The following is a 14492-nucleotide window of genomic DNA, read 5'->3' as shown; positions in this document are numbered from 1 at the left end:
TGCCTGTCCGAGCCCTCGGACACGGGGGCGATCTTGACGGCGGGGCAGCCGGGCCCCGGTCGACGGGTCAGGAGGAACGAGTGGCACAGATCATCGCCGAGGTCTCACGGACGTTCAACGAATTTTTGCTTTTGCCGAACCGGACCCGGACCGATTGCTCGCCTGCGACGGTTGACCTACGCACGCCCCTGGTGCGGCACCTTGCGGGCGAAGCATCGGCGATCGAGCTGCACTCCCCGTTCACCTCCGCGATCATGCAGGCCGTCAGCACACCCGACCTCGCGATCGCGCTGGCGCGCAACGGCGGTCTGAGCTTTCTGCACCACAACCAATCGACCCAGGACCAGGCCGCCGCGGTCCGCCAGGTGAAAAACTTCAAGGCTGGATTCGTCACCAGCGACACCAACGTCCGCCCCGACGACAGCCTGAGACTCCTGGCAGACCTCATGCGACGCACCGGCCACAGCACCGCCGCAGTCACCCACGACGGGACCGCCACCGGCCGCCTCCTCGGACTGGTGACCTCCCGCGACTTCCACCCCCAACGCCACGACCTCGACGGACCGGTCAGCGGCCGGATGACCACCATCGCCGACCTTCCCCATGCCGGGCCCGACACCACGCTGTCCGAGGCCAACACACGGCTGTGGGACGAGCGGCTCGACTGTCTCCCGGTGCTGAGCGCCGAGGGGCACCTGCAGCATCTGGTATTCCGATCCGACTACACCGACAACAAGCGCTTCCCGAACCAGGTCGTGGACGCCGCCAAGCGCCTGCGCGTGGGCGCGGGCATCAACACCCATGACTACCAAGAGCGTGTCCCGGCCCTGCTGGAGGCAGGCGCGGACGTGCTGTGCTTCGATTCGTCCGACGGGTACAGCGACTGGCAGGCACAGGCGCTGACCTGGGTGAAGAAGCACTATCCGCAGATCCCGGTCGGCGGCGGCAACGTGGTCGACGGCGACGCGTTCACCTTCCTCGCCGAGGCGGGGGCGGACTTCGTCAAGGTCGGCGTGGGCGGCGGCTCCATCTGCATCACCCGCGACCAGAAGGGCATCGGCCGCGGCCAGGCCAGCGCAGTGCTCGACGTCACTGCGGCTCGGGACGCCTTCCGCGAGCGCACCGGCGAGTACGTGCCGATCTGCTCCGACGGAGGGCTGGTGCACGACTACCATGTGGCCCTGGCTCTGGCGATGGGGGCCGACTTCGTCATGATGGGGCGTTACTTCGCGCGCTTCGACCAGGCAGCCGGCGCCAAGTTGCCCACCCGCGACGGCTTCGTCAAGGAGTACTGGGGCGAAGGATCGAACCGTGCCCGCAACTGGCAACGCTACGGCCAGGGAAGTCAGGGGCTGGTCTTCGAGGAAGGCGTCGACGGCTACGTCCCCTACGCCGGCGACCTCAACGAAGGGCTCGCCCTGACCATCACCAAACTCAAGACCACGATGGTCTCCTGCGGCTCCACCACCCTGCCGGAGTTCCAATCCACCGCCCGGCTCACTTTGGTCTCAGACCAGAGCTTCCAGGAGAGCCACGCCAACGTCACCCTGCGGGACACCCCGCCGACACTCGCCTGAGAAGCCATCCGCTTACCGACCAGCTGATGACGACCGCCTGGTCCCTCGGGAGGAGATGAACAGCGTCGCCAGCTGACCTCACACCAGTCCCTCTCCTGGTGATCGGCTGATCGATCACTTGGCCCGTCCTCGAAAGAGAGATCATCATGTGGGGATGTCTGACAACCAATCCTCTGTAGCACCGGCTGTAGTGCGGCTTTCTCAGTACACCAAGACGGACCAGGAGGAGATCCTCGGTCACGGCGATGATCCCTTCGGTGTTTCTGCGGCCGGTTTGACCTGGCTGCCCAAAGAAGAACACTTCGGTATCAGACACGGCGACCGGCTTGTGGCACACGCCGGCCTCCTACGGCTGCCTGTTGCGATCGGCGATGTCGAGACAGAGGTAGTAGGCGTCGGCGGAGTGGCCGTCGCACCCGACATGCAGGGCCAGGGGTTGGCCCGGCGCGTGGTCACAGCGGCACTTGACCACGCTCGCACGATGGGCCCTCAGCACGCGCTCCTGTTCTGCCGACCTCCCTTCGTGCCGCTGTACCAGCGCCTCGGATGGCACCCCCTCGACAAGGAGGTGCTTGTCGAACAACCCGAAAACCGCCTGGTGACCATGCCACTGCGGACCATGGTGACGCCCCTGCGCGACAACGCACGCTGGCCTTCAAAGCCGGTGCGTCTGTTTTCCCTCCCGATGTGACGGGCACCTTCCCCGAGCGGTCCAGCATTTTCCGGCTCTGTGATCAACAAGTGCTGCTCGAACTCGGGCTCTGGCCCACTTCGTGTGGTCCGGTGACGCTCGGTCACGCCAATAGAACCCGCGGGCGGAGGAGTTCGAATCCTGCGCGGCCGAACATCTGGCGCTTGAGCATCTTAAAAGTTACGTGGAATCTGCCGGGGTGATCATGTCTCCCCGGCACAACCACGGACTTGGGAGATGGCTTGAGCGGCACGACGGTGCTCACGGAGAAGTGGCCGGTGCTCGGCCGGCACGAGCAGGCGGCGGCCTGGCTGACGGTCTGGACGGATCTCGGACGTGCACCACGCACGATCGATGCTTATGGCCGGGGACTGGCCGAGTACCTGCTGGTGTGCGAGCGGGAGGGCGTCGACCCGGTTACCGTGAGCCGTGCACATGTCGCGCTCTTCGTACGGGAGTTGACCTCACGGCCGCACCGCCGGGGTGCAAACGTGATCTCGATCGACTCAGGGGCGGGGCTGGCGAACGCGACGATCCAGCAGCGGCTCGTGCCGGTCCGCCTGTTCTACGACTTCCTCATGGAAGAGGGATTGCGGGAGTCCAACCCCGTCGGCCGCGGTCGGTACACCCCTGGCCGGCGGAAGGGCGGTCAGCAGCGCGGTCTGGTGCCGCGGCTGACGAAGCTGCCGTGGATTCCCAGCGAACAGCAGTGGCTGGAGATCTTGGAGGTCGCACGGGAGGAGTCGGTCCGCAACCGAGTGATGCTGGCCCTGGCCTACGATTCCGCGCTGCGTCGCGAAGAGCTGTGCTCGCTGCGGACCGATGACCTGGATCCGGCTCACCGTACGTTGCGGGTGCGCGCGGAGACGACGAAGAACCGGCTGGAACGGGTGGTGCCGTACTCGGCGTCGACCGGCGTGCTGATGTCGGCCTACCTCACCCACCGGGCCACGGTCAGCCGGGCGAGAGGCCCGCTGTTCCTCTCCGAATCGCGGCGCAACTACGCCCAGCCGCTGAGCCTGTGGACGTGGTCGAAGGTCGTACGCCGGATCGCCGTGACGGCCGACGTCCCGCAGTTCTCCACGCATACCACCCGGCACCTGTGTCTGACCGATCTGGCCCGGATGGGCTGGGAGTTGCATGCGATCGCATCCTTCGCCGGCCACCGCCACACCGACTCCACGCTTCAGTACATCCATCTGTCCGGCCGGGACCTGGCCGACAAGCTCGCCCGCGGCATGGAGCACATCCACGCGTGGCGAATAGAGGCGCTCACCTCCCCGAACGGCACGTCGCCGGAGGTGGCGCGGTGAGTGCATCTCGGCTGACCCTGCCCGCGGAGGATGGGGCCGAACGCTGGTCCTGGCCGATCATCCCGGACCACTACGACACTGCTGTCGAGATCCGGCCCGCCGAGGCACTGGCAGTGAGCGAACTCGGGGTGCGGAATCTGCGCCGGCTCAAGGACCACGACCCGTCCGCTGCCGGCTGGCGGGTGATCCGCCGTCTGCTGGTCCCGCTGGAGGCGGTCAACGCCGCCCTGGACTCGCCACCCACCCCGCACCGACGACGTGCCATGCTCGACGTGATCGCTGTGCTGCTGACACGTTGCGCGGAGACCGGCCGGACCTTTTGGGGATGGACCCCGCAGGAGTGGATCCATCTGCTCGGCCGCAACCAGACCGAGTTCCATCAGCACGCCCCGGGCTGGGTCAACGACGAGGTCCGCCCCTATCTCGCTACGCACGCCTACCTGTTGGGCTCCTTCAACGAGTTCCACCGACTCGGCAGCTTCCAGCGACTCACCCTGTCCTGGCGGATCTTCGGACGCGGTCTGGTGAGCAGCGAGATCGCCCGCATCCGCGCGGTCCTCGCCTCGTGGGGATACCAACTGGGCCGGGACGATGACACGCTGCTGCCGATGGTCGTCTGCCAGCTGCTTCTCCTCAACCGCAGCCCGCATCTGGAGGATCTCGACACGTCGCTGTTCGACCGGGTCCGCCGCGAGAAGATACTGGACGGCTCACGGCTCTACACCCTGCACGCCACTCAGCGAGCGGTTGCCGAGCTCGGATTCTGTGATCCTCCGCAGCCCACCACGGGCCGCCAATCGGCACGGGCGACCGGCGGCGCGAAGACGTGGGAACAATGGGTTGATCGCTGGCACGCCACCTCTACGCTCACCCCAGGCGCCCGCGGCGGCATGCGCTCCACCCTCCTCAGAGTGGGCCGGTGGATAGCGGCTGAACAGCCCGACGCTGCAGACCCGACAGACTGGACGCGTCAGACCTGCGCGACCTGGATCGCCGCGCTGGACCGGATGAAGGTCGGTGACTACGTTCAGCGAACGGCTGGCCTGGGGGACCGTCTCGGCAAGCCGCTCGAAGCGGCGACCAAAGCCGGGCAGATCACCGCGCTGCGGACGTTCTTCAGGGACTGCCAGGAATGGGAGTGGCTGCCCCGCCGCTTCGATCCACTGCGCGCGCTGGCAATCCCCCGCAGCATCACCGCCCTCCTCGGCCCCGACCCGCGGGTGATCGCCGATGAGGTCTGGGCGAAGTTCCTGTGGGCGGGCCTGAACCTGGAAGTCGCGGATCTCCCACAGGCCCAGGCCGGGCACTTCTACCCCTTCGAACTGGTCCGCGCGGTCACGCTGACCTGGTTGTTCTCTGGTCAACGCAGCAACGAGATCGCCCGGTTGAGGGTGGGCTGCATCCGCTGGCAGCATGACGGAGTCACCATCACCGGTGACTCACAGCAGGTCTTGGCCCGCGACACGGTCTGCCTCCTCGACGTCCCGCCTCACAAAACCGGCACTGCCTTCAGCAAGCCGGTCGACCCGATCCTCGGCCAGGCCGTCGACGCCTGGCAGGCCGTCCGCCCAGACCAGCCGAAGTTCACCGACCGCCGCACCGGCGAACGCGTTGACCTGCTGTTCGCCATCCGGGCCCGCCGCGTCTCCACCCACTACATCAACAACACGATCATCCCGATGCTCTGTCGCAAGGCCGGAGTCCCGGATGCCGACGTCCGCGGGAACATCACCAGCCACCGGGCCCGGTCCACCATCGCCAGCCAGCTCTACAACGCCAAGGAACCGATGACTCTGTTCGAACTGCAAGCCTGGCTCGGACACCGATCACCGCAATCCGCCCAGTACTACGCGAAGATCACCCCGAACACCCTGTCCAAGGCATACTCCGAAGCGGGCTACTTCGAGAGGAACGTCCGCACGATCGAGGTCCTGGTCGACCGGGATACGGTTGCCTCCGGCGCCGCTGCGACCGGCGAACCCTGGCAGCACTACGACCTCGGACACGGCTACTGCACCTACACCTTCTTCGAGCAGTGCCAGCACCGCATGGCTTGCGCACGCTGCGACTTCTACACCCCCAAGGACTCCACCAGAGCCCAACTGCTAGAAGCCAAAGGCAACTTGCAGAAGATGGCCGTCTCGATCCCGCTCACTGAGGATGAGCAAGCAGCCGTCACCGACGGCCAGAGCGCGCTCGACCGCCTCCTCGACAGACTCGCCGACACCCCCACCCCGGCCGGACCAACACCCCGACAGCTCGACGTCCCGGCCGGCACCACCCTCCTGCCGATCCTCGGCGTCCGCCAGGGCAAAACACAGCAAGCTTGACAATTCTGATTCCATAGAATGATCCTTTTGACATGGCCTTCCACGACGCCGGAGTTCCAGTGGAGGGTGAGGCCAGCGGTGACGGCGTCGAGGTCGCGCAGGAGGTGCTGCGCGAAGTGGTGGATGCTGGGCAGTTCGGTGGTGGCACTGACGGCTTTGATCCATTCGGGAAGTTGGTTACCTTGCAGATGGGTGAGCATGTGAGCGAAGGAGCGCACGTGTTCGGCGAGTGCTGTCAGTTCGGGGCAGTTGGCCAAGGTGGCTTTGAGCTGGAGCCGGTCGCCTTCGGGTAGAGCGTCGGGGTGGGTGAGGATCCAGCGCGTGACGGCTCGGGCCGATGGCGGCCGGGGACCGACTGGCTGGGGCTTGCCGTGAAGAGTCCTGCTGACGTAGTCCCGGACGCTTGCGTAGCCCCGGGGATAGCTCTGTTCCTTGATCTCCTCCCACAGTTTCCAGGCGTTGGTGCAGCCTTCCCGCCAACGCTGGTCGAGGTAGGGCTTGTAGTCGTCCAGCCTGGTCGCACGGCTTTGCCACTGGCCGGTGAACATCTCCTCCGGGGTGGTGGCGCGGGAGAAGCGCAAGATCGTGTTGAGGGTCATTCCGAGTTGCCGGGCGACGGACCGCTTGCTGTGCCCGGCGGCGAGGAGAGCGTGGATGGTGGCGTGCTTGGCGCGGGTGCGTTCGGCGAACCGGTGCCCGGTCGGCCAGGGAGACAACGTGGCTGGCTCTGCGTCCTCCTGAGGTTCCTCCGGCGGTGTCGGCGTGGGTCGCAGGCAGCCTCGGTGCCGGTAGACGCACTTCTCGGCGGCTTCCCCCAGGTTGTGCCAAAGGTGCCATCGGTCGGCGACCTGGAGGGCCTGCGGGGCGCCGCGGGTGGCGCCATCGGCGAAGAAGGAAGCCCGGTCGCGGCAGATGATCTCGATGCCGGGCCGCTCGGCGAGCCAGGCCGCGAGCGTGTCCGCCTGCCGGTCGGGAAGGAGGTCTATCGGACGGCGTGTTTCGACGTCGACTAGCACAGTCCCGTAGATCCGGCCCTTGCGCTGGGCGCATTCGTCAACGCCGACCACACGGGGCGTCGCGGTAGCGGGGTCCGGAAGCGAGGCGATCAGCCTCAGCAGGGTGTTTCTGCTGACCGGGACCTGGAAGGCATCCGTCATGCGAGCGCCGGCCCGGCCTGCGAGTGCGAGACCGACCGATACCAGCGTCGATCGCAGCCGCTCGGTCCGTCGTCCGAACCGGCGAGTGAGCCCGGGGACTTGCTCAGCGAAGGTCTTACGCGGGCAGCATTCCTCCGTGCAGACGAACCGCCGCACCCGTAACGACACCACGACAAACTTGCCCGCTGTCGGCAGGTCACGAGGAATCCGCAGGTAGGAGCCATGTATTCGACCTGACGACCATCCGCACTCCGGACAGGCCGCCTGCCCTGCGGTCGTTCGAGCCTCGACGAGGATGACCGCGTCGGTCACCCCGACCGACTCCACCAGCACACCCTCGATCGAGGAGAACAGCAGCTCATCCAGCTGCGGCAGCACTTCGTTCACGACGAAGGACTGTCGACCGCGCCACCATCCAGCCGGGCGATTTTCGGGCGAACTCAACCGCCATCACATGAAGATTGACAGTCACCCTGCGTATGCGACCACACGAAGTGGGCCAGAGCCAGCTCTCGGTTACGAAGCCACGGGCGCGGCCTGAACGACCCGCAGCGTCGTCAGCTGCATCTGCGGGACTTCTTCCGGTTCACCATCGACGAACCGGAGTTGCATGGCCGTCGGGCCAGCCGGCCCTTCCCCGTAGTGCGGCAGATGACCACGTCGATCCTCGAAGAGGGGCTGAAGAAGGACGACTGGAACCGCTCCTGACCATTAAATGCGGCCGCTGCGTGGTTCGCAGGGCGCACGCGCCAACTGTAGTGCTCGGTGCGGGAGTAGCCTGCGGTCTCGGGACACGGACGAGAAGCGGGGATGGTATGGAGAGGGCACCTGGCGGCAGGTGTTCGGCTCGGTGCACCGGGACTTGGCCCGGTTCGCCGAGCCGAGGCGAGTTGTCCGGCCGCAGTCGCTGTCCCGGCAGATGGTGCCGGAGCCGCCATCCCGGCTGGTCAGGCGAGGTCGGGGTGGCGGTGCCGGACTGGGCTGACGTGTTCCAGGGCCGCGCCGAGCTTCAGGAGCGTCGCCTCGTCGTACCAGCGGGAGACGAGCTGGATGCCGATCGGCAGTTTCCCGCTGGTGGCTCCGAAGGGAAGGCAGAGCGCGGGCAGGCCGGTGAGATTGAACGGGACCGTCGCGCGCATGATGCCGCGCGCCGGGACGGTGACGCCGCCGACATCGAATGTCCGTCGGGCGTGCGGCGGCGCGGGAACGGGACACACGGGGCACAGCAGGACGTCGTAGTGGTCGAAGTACCCGGAAAACATCGAGCTGAGCACCTCGACCTGTTGCTGGGCGGCGACATAGTCGATCAGCGTCACGTCCGGCGCGGTCAGCGCGCGCCGGATGACGCTGTGCAGCTCGGACTCACGGCCGGCGACGGCCTGCCGGAAGTACGGCACGACCTCGGCTGTGAACAGCACCGTGCTCAGCTCGGTCGCGTCGAGGGTCTCCAGCTCGGGGAGCGGGGCCGGTTCGACCACGCAGCCCAGGGTGCGCAGGGCATCGGCCGCCGCGGTGACGGTGGCAGCCACCTCGCGATCCACCGGGCCGAAGGCGGGCTCGGTTGCCCAGCCGACCCGTAGCCCGGCTACGTCCCCCGGTCCGGGCAGGTCGGCAGGGTGCGGCTGGTGCCGCACGTAACCGTCGACACCGTCGGGTCCCGCGAGGACCTTCAACGCGGCCGCGATGTCCCGCACGCTGCGGGCCATCGGGCCGACGTGCCAGTAGCGCCGGGGAACCTCGGGCCAGTGGCCGGTGGCCGGGATACGCCCCCGGGTCGCTTTCAGCGCGACGATGCCGGTGTCGTGCGCCGGTCCGCGGACGGAGATGGCGACATCGCTGCCCAACCCGAGCGGGGACATCCCGGCGGCGATCGCGGCTGATTCCCCGCCACTTGATCCGCCTGGAGTGCGCTCGTGGTCCCAGGGGTTGAGTGACCTACCGGTGGTGAGGTTGTCCGTCTCGGTCCAGTAGGAGAACTCGGGCAGGTTCGTCTTGGCCAGCGGAATCCCGCCCGCCGCCCGGAGTCTGGCCACCGCGGTCGCGTCCCTGGCCGGGACACGGTCCCGGAACAGGGCCGAGCCGCGTGCGGTGACCACCCCCGCCACATCCAGCGAGTCCTTGACGGTGAACGGGACACCATGCAATGCGCCCACAGCCGTGCCCGCCCGCACGGCCCGGTCGGCGGCGCGCGCCGCGTCGAGTGCCCGCTCGGCGGTCACCGTCACGGCGTTGATCTTCGGGTCGACCGCCGCGATACGGTCCAGGTGCGCCTGCACCACTTCCACGGCGGATACCTGTCGTTCCGCGATGAGCACCGCCAGTTCGGTCGCATCCCGGTAGTACAGCTCACTGTCGCCCACAGGCCTACCCTTCCACTATCAAAAAGATGCGTATTACATCGACCGGCCGACCGGCCTGGCCATCAGTCACGGCAAGCACCGTTGCAGTACTGGCTAGTGCGGCGTTCCTCAAAGGACGTACGCATACCGGTGGCGTAGTCGGCGGGTTGGTGGGGTGGGTCTGCCCCATACCCAGGGTCTTGCACGGGCGTTCAGCTCGGCTGTCGTCGCACTGATGGCGTGGTCGATTTCGTCTGGGCCGGCGAAGGACTGGCCGGCCAGGGCGGCTTTGCGGAAGATCCGCCACCAGCCTTCTTGCAGGTTGAGCCAGCAGGCACCGATCGAAATGAGGACATCCGGATGCGAGGGTGGTCTTCCAACCAACTTCGGGTGGAGACACTGTTGTGTGATGACAGAGTAGAGGGCGCTGTTGCGGGATGGAGCGGTCATGGTTGACTTCGTGGCCGTCGGCCAGGCGTAAGGCACCGTAGACCCATGTCTTCTCTGGTCCGCGGCTGTAGTCGAGTTCGGCTTTGATGCGGTGTCCGTCCGGCGACCAGCCCGGCGCCGGCGCAAACGTGCGGGGGATCACTGGCCCCAGCTCGTCGGCACACACGACGGGGCACCGTCGGGCGGGCTGGTGTAGAGCTCCATGATCCGCGTCCCTTTCCCTCAAAGTCCGCGTCCTTCGACCTGGCATGACCTGGTGCGGTGCCAGCACACACCCTCGGCCAGCAAGATCCTGCGGACCGGCGAGCGCCCGACCTCGATCCCCAGCCGACTGGCCTCAGCCGCCAAGCTGTCGAGCGTCCACTCCAGCCGCCCTGCCCCGTCAGCCGCGGTCAACTCCCCGTCTGCCTGCACGGTCAACCGGCCCGGCGGAGGCTGCTTGACCAGGCCGATGATTCTCGAACGCTCGGCCTCGGTGATCCGCCGTTTGCGGCCCTGCCCGCCCCGGTCCTCCAGTCCTTCCAAACCCGAGCGGTTGAACCGGTGCAGCCTCCGCCGCACCGTCTTCTTGCTGCAGCCCAACTCGGCAGCGATCGCCGGTACCCACCAGCCCGCCCAGCTCAACTCGACCATCCCCGCCCGCATCACCACATCAAGCGGAGCTTTCCGCGCCCGCGCCAGCCGACGCACTACCGCTTCCTCGTTCTCATCACGGCTTTGCCGTGCCCGCAAAACCACTGACCAGTGTGGCCAGCCCGGCGCTTGCCTGGTGGGACAGCATTAACCCAGCCCGAAGACGATCGTGCGGTCCTCGCGACTGAAGCCGCGGCGCGTGAGGGATGGTGTTCAGCTTGCGAGGCTTGAGCTTTGGCGCCGGTTAGCGAGGAACGGCGGGCCCGGCCAACCACCGATCGACTGTTGAGGGCCTGTGCCCGTCCATGGAGACGAAGGGGCGCCACCGCACGACCGCCGCCCTCGACACGGACACGCGGGTAAGACCCGATACGCTTCTTCACCTGGCAAGCGCTTCTTTCCTCGCAGCCAACAGGACCCTCAGCAAGTCCTATCGCTACAGGGCAGGCGCTTTCCGCGTTTTTGATCAACCCTCGGACAGACCACCTCGCGGAGGCGCGAGGCTAGCCCTGCCGCTGCCTGGCGTGGACGTCACGAACGAAAGCCGATGATGCCGAAGCCAGGCCGCGCTGCCGCGCTACGCATCCAGCCGAGGCACTGCATGATCGCCTCTACGACCTCCGGCTCCAGCGGAGGGGCGTGGCCGGCCGCCTTGGTGGCCTCGAACTGCTCCAGCGCCTGCCCGATCTGCTCCGGCGACCACTCGCCGCAACCCGGTGTGTACGTCCACGGCAAGGAATCGGGCAGATTCGCGCGGTCGAAGCAGGCCACGGACACCGCGGTGATGCGCAATGCCTCCAGGCCCTGGTCGACCACCGACAGCCAGTCGCCCCGGTACGGACAGAAACAGTCGTTGTCCAGGGGGACGCCGGTCAGGGAGCACAGCCGCTTGTAGGCATAGCCGTACTGGAAAGCGTGCTCCTCCTCGCCGCTGAACGGGCCACCGTGGACGACCGCATGCAGCGCCTCATAGGCGGTGGGCGCGCCCTGCCCGATCTCGTAGCGGAAATAGTCGTCGTCGGAGGCCAGGTCGTCCGCGAAGCGGCTGCGTATCGCTTCGAGCAGCTGCTCGTCGCCGGACCCGACCAGGCCGCGCGTCGCGGCCGGATCGAGCAGAAACACACTCAGGGAGGAACTCATACAGGGGACTCTAGGCGCGAGCACTGACAGCGCACCAAGTGGCTGACCAAGCAGTCGATAAGGGCTTGCAAGGCCAGCACCCCGTGGTGTGGGCGGACCACGGCCACGCGCTCACGGGTGCGAGTGGCTATTCGACAGACGGCCACACAGCCGGTGCGCGCGAGCGCGGCGCGCACCCGGCAGCCTCGCCGCACACTAACGGTGCGTTCCCGCCGCACTGCGACGTAGTAGCGCAGAGGCGGCTGCGCGGCGAGCGCTGAAGGCGCGGTCTGGGCCGAAGCCGTCCGCGCACGACGTGCTGAAGGCGATCCGGCCCGGGTGGGAGAAGGAGGCGGCGCAGCAGGGGTTGACCGGCGAGGCGCTGGACGCGTTCAAGAAGCAGATCCTGGCCTCGGACGCCCCGCAGGTCTTCTGCGACATGGAGGGCCTGCTTGGCCTCGAGTACCACATTCACCTCAACAAGGCCGCCGTCGAAGTGATCTCCTGGAACACGGATGTCGTCCTTGAGGCGCTGGAGTGGGCCGCGGTGGGCCTCCCGATGATCGATGAGCTGCTCTCCCCGCTGGAAGCGTTCATCAGGGCAGAGGTCACAGCGATCCAGGCGACCGGCGCGGCCAACAGCAACGGTCAGGCCCAGCTCGTAGGGGTCTGGCCCGTCCCCATCCCCATCGTCGAGTCCGACGACACGGTCTGGGGCGGGCTGGACGACATCATCGGCCACCTCGGCCACTAGGGCCGGACAAACCCCCGGCCGCCGCCGGCGCCTGCCCTCCCGCGCAGCGCCCGGCGGCGGTGGGGGTAACCCGCTGGAGAAGCTCAGGCTGGGCCGAGATGAGCCAAGGCGGTGGTCCAGTTGGAAGCGATCGTCCGACGAGCCGCATCGAGGGTGACGGAGCCATCGCAGACCGCGGTCTTGAAGCGGCTTTCGACGCGGTCCTTGTCCGCGGCGTTCTTGCCGCCCACCTCATAGCGGGGCTCGGGCCATAGGGTCCTCGGATCCCGTGGCGCACCGCCCAGTTCGAGGGGCACGAGGTGGTCTTCCTCGTAATCGGCTGGGCTGGTGTCGCTGTAGTGGTACTCGGTGATCTGTCGCCTCTTGAGCGCGCTGGTGTAGGAGAGGGGGGTCGCACGGTTCTGGTCCAGCCAGGCATGCAGGTGGTCGAGTTGATGGTGCCTTGGGTGACGTCCGGGTTGAAGGTCCCGGGCTGGCGGGTTGGCTCAGGTAGCGGGAGATAGGCCTGTGAGTAGTTGACAGTCTGGCAACCCGTGCCGTCGGTGCGCCCGGCGCTGGTGAGAGCGACCGCGGAGTTGGCGGCGACCATTGCTGGTCGACTTGGCCCGCGAACGGATCGTTCGGACGCCCTGGACGCTGGTGGCGGGGGATCTGTGCGTCAACGCCGAGTTGCTGCGGGGTGGGGTCGTCGGGCGAGCGCGCTTTGACAACCTTCCCCCCGGCACGCAGCTCGCCTCGGACGAGCTGCCCGAGTGGTGGGAGGACGACCCTCCACCGTGGGGACCGTCCCGCGAGCAGGCGCGCGTACTGGCCAGGGGCGATGCCATCCTCGATGTGCTCCCCGCACTGCAGGCGGCCCCTACGGGGCCGAGGACATCGCCGTCGCCTTCTCCAGTCTCGACTTCACCAACCCCACCATCCTCGACCACTACTGGGCCGAGGACGGCCGAACGGTCCTGGCCTGCTACGCCCTGGCCACCTCGCAGGCCCGTTGGACTTCAACTCGACCGGTGAACCTGGTGGGCCGACGCACCCTGTTCGAACGTGCGTGGTCAGCACCTTCAAGCTCGGGGGCCGCAGCCCCTGCCTGGCGATCGAACGGGTTGTCTCCCGCCATTTCGCCTCCGTGCTGGTCTACGGCCACAGATACGGGTGAGATGTGGCCTCCTGCCGCGGGGGAGCGGCAGGAGGCCCGCGAAGGGACGCACCCACCAGGGAGGCACGGTCCGGTCAGGCTATGGCAGCCGATGAGCAGTTGCAGCGGGAAGCCGATGAGGGGTTGCGGCGGGGAATGAGCCGAGCGGCCGGGCCAGGGCTTGTGGGGTCCGTCCGCCTGGGCGTGGACGGTGCGCACGGCCTCCAGACACGTTGTGGTCTTACGGCAGTACGACGAGCCCGTTCCGCTCCGGGGCCCCCGAGTGCCAGGGGTCCGCACTAACCGCGTTGACGTTCAGGCTCACAACCTTGCTCCACGGGGCGTCATCAGCATTGGCGGGCAATGGTGAGCAACCCGAAGAACGCGGCGATGCCGAGGAGAATGGTGGTGCTACGACGCATGAACAGGCCTTTCACGTAAGGGCGAGTGAGTCCTGCGAGGACTGCCCTTGCCGATGGCCGACCATGCGTCAGGTCACCCGCACGGGGACGCAGAATCGATCACTCGCCCCCGGGCGCTGTCAGACGAAAGACAGGGAAGGCGGTCAAACCGCCGCCCGCCGCCGGGCTTGAGCTGGAAGGCTGCCCGGCCCAAGGGCAGTTCGCTTGAAACCCTGCGCTACCCTGCCGAGGGGCGAACGGGGGTAGCCATGGACATGCACGTAAGTACGGATCACGTCAGGCAGGGCGCCGGCGGTACCAGTGACGCCGCGACGACCGCGCTCGACAACCTTCGAAAGTCTCTAAACTCCAGCATCCACGTGGCGGCAAGCCACCACGGGTGGGCGTCGTCGGCGGCGCTGCAGCGGTGCGCCACCGCCTGGGAGAACCACATGCTGGACCTGGCGAAGCAGATGAACTCCATGGCGGATGGCTTGCAGGATGCCGCACGCGACTACGACAACACCGACCAGCAGATCGAAGAAGCCATGAACCGGCTGCACCGGGGCGTCAGCGACCTCGGGAAGGCGTGA

General features: G+C 67.3%; 10 protein-coding genes and 1 pseudogene. 6 read left to right on the top strand and 5 right to left on the bottom strand.

From position 1 onward, the window contains the following. The first annotated feature begins 80 nt into the window (after positions 1 to 80). The 4 genes and pseudogenes from O5O46_RS20625 to O5O46_RS20610 all read left to right on the top strand — a co-directional run. Positions 81 to 1577, top strand: a complete 1497-nt coding sequence (locus O5O46_RS20625; protein WP_269856995.1) for an IMP dehydrogenase — start codon at positions 81 to 83, stop codon at positions 1575 to 1577. 154 nt (positions 1578 to 1731) lie between these two features. Continuing rightward, positions 1732 to 2268, top strand: a complete 537-nt coding sequence (locus O5O46_RS20620; RefSeq protein WP_269856994.1) for a GNAT family N-acetyltransferase — start codon at positions 1732 to 1734, stop codon at positions 2266 to 2268. A 242-nt stretch (positions 2269 to 2510) separates the two neighbouring features. After that, positions 2511 to 3581 (top strand): tyrosine-type recombinase/integrase, encoded by a 1071-nt coding sequence (locus O5O46_RS20615; protein ID WP_269856993.1) that lies wholly within the window; start codon positions 2511 to 2513, stop codon positions 3579 to 3581. Positions 3582 to 3844: 263 nt separating this feature from the next. After that, a pseudogene (locus tag O5O46_RS20610) lies at positions 3845 to 5431 on the top strand (tyrosine-type recombinase/integrase); the annotation flags it as partial. A 221-nt stretch (positions 5432 to 5652) separates the two neighbouring features. On the opposite strand, the gene O5O46_RS20605 reads toward O5O46_RS20610, so the two are convergent. The 4 genes from O5O46_RS20605 to O5O46_RS20590 all read right to left on the bottom strand — a co-directional run bounded on the left by O5O46_RS20605 (position 5653) and on the right by O5O46_RS20590 (position 11630). Then, a complete protein-coding gene (locus O5O46_RS20605; RefSeq protein ID WP_443072582.1) occupies positions 5653 to 7455 on the bottom strand; it encodes an ISL3 family transposase in 1803 nt (600 codons plus the stop codon). 560 nt (positions 7456 to 8015) lie between these two features. Beyond that, positions 8016 to 9428, bottom strand: a complete 1413-nt coding sequence (locus O5O46_RS20600; RefSeq protein ID WP_269856991.1) for an amidase — start codon at positions 9426 to 9428, stop codon at positions 8016 to 8018. A gap of 651 nt (positions 9429 to 10079) precedes the next feature. Next, positions 10080 to 10547, bottom strand: a complete 468-nt coding sequence (locus O5O46_RS20595) for a helix-turn-helix domain-containing protein (protein ID WP_269856990.1) — start codon at positions 10545 to 10547, stop codon at positions 10080 to 10082. 474 nt (positions 10548 to 11021) lie between these two features. Further along, entirely contained in the window at positions 11022 to 11630 is a 609-nt protein-coding gene (locus O5O46_RS20590; protein ID WP_269856989.1) for a DUF7691 family protein, read from the bottom strand. Positions 11631 to 11925: 295 nt separating this feature from the next. On the opposite strand from O5O46_RS20590, the gene O5O46_RS20585 reads away from it, so the two are divergent. After that, positions 11926 to 12363, top strand: coding sequence for a hypothetical protein (locus O5O46_RS20585; RefSeq protein WP_269856988.1), 438 nt, complete (start codon positions 11926 to 11928; stop codon positions 12361 to 12363). A gap of 83 nt (positions 12364 to 12446) precedes the next feature. Here the strand turns inward: O5O46_RS20585 and O5O46_RS20580 are convergent, their stop codons facing one another. After that, entirely contained in the window at positions 12447 to 12659 is a 213-nt protein-coding gene (locus O5O46_RS20580) for a hypothetical protein (RefSeq protein ID WP_269856987.1), read from the bottom strand. Positions 12660 to 14087: 1428 nt separating this feature from the next. Here O5O46_RS20580 and O5O46_RS20575 point away from each other — a divergent pair. After that, positions 14088 to 14492 carry a type VII secretion target gene (locus O5O46_RS20575; protein WP_269856986.1) on the top strand — a complete coding sequence of 135 codons (405 nt, stop codon included), beginning with the start codon at positions 14088 to 14090 and terminating at the stop codon, positions 14490 to 14492.

The organism is Streptomyces sp. RPT161, from assembly GCF_027533845.1.
In the GTDB taxonomy this organism is placed as follows: domain Bacteria; phylum Actinomycetota; class Actinomycetes; order Streptomycetales; family Streptomycetaceae; genus Streptantibioticus_A; species Streptantibioticus_A silvisoli_A.
The sequence above is the reverse complement of the archived record's forward strand: the minus strand, read 5'-3'. Positions and strand labels throughout refer to the sequence as shown.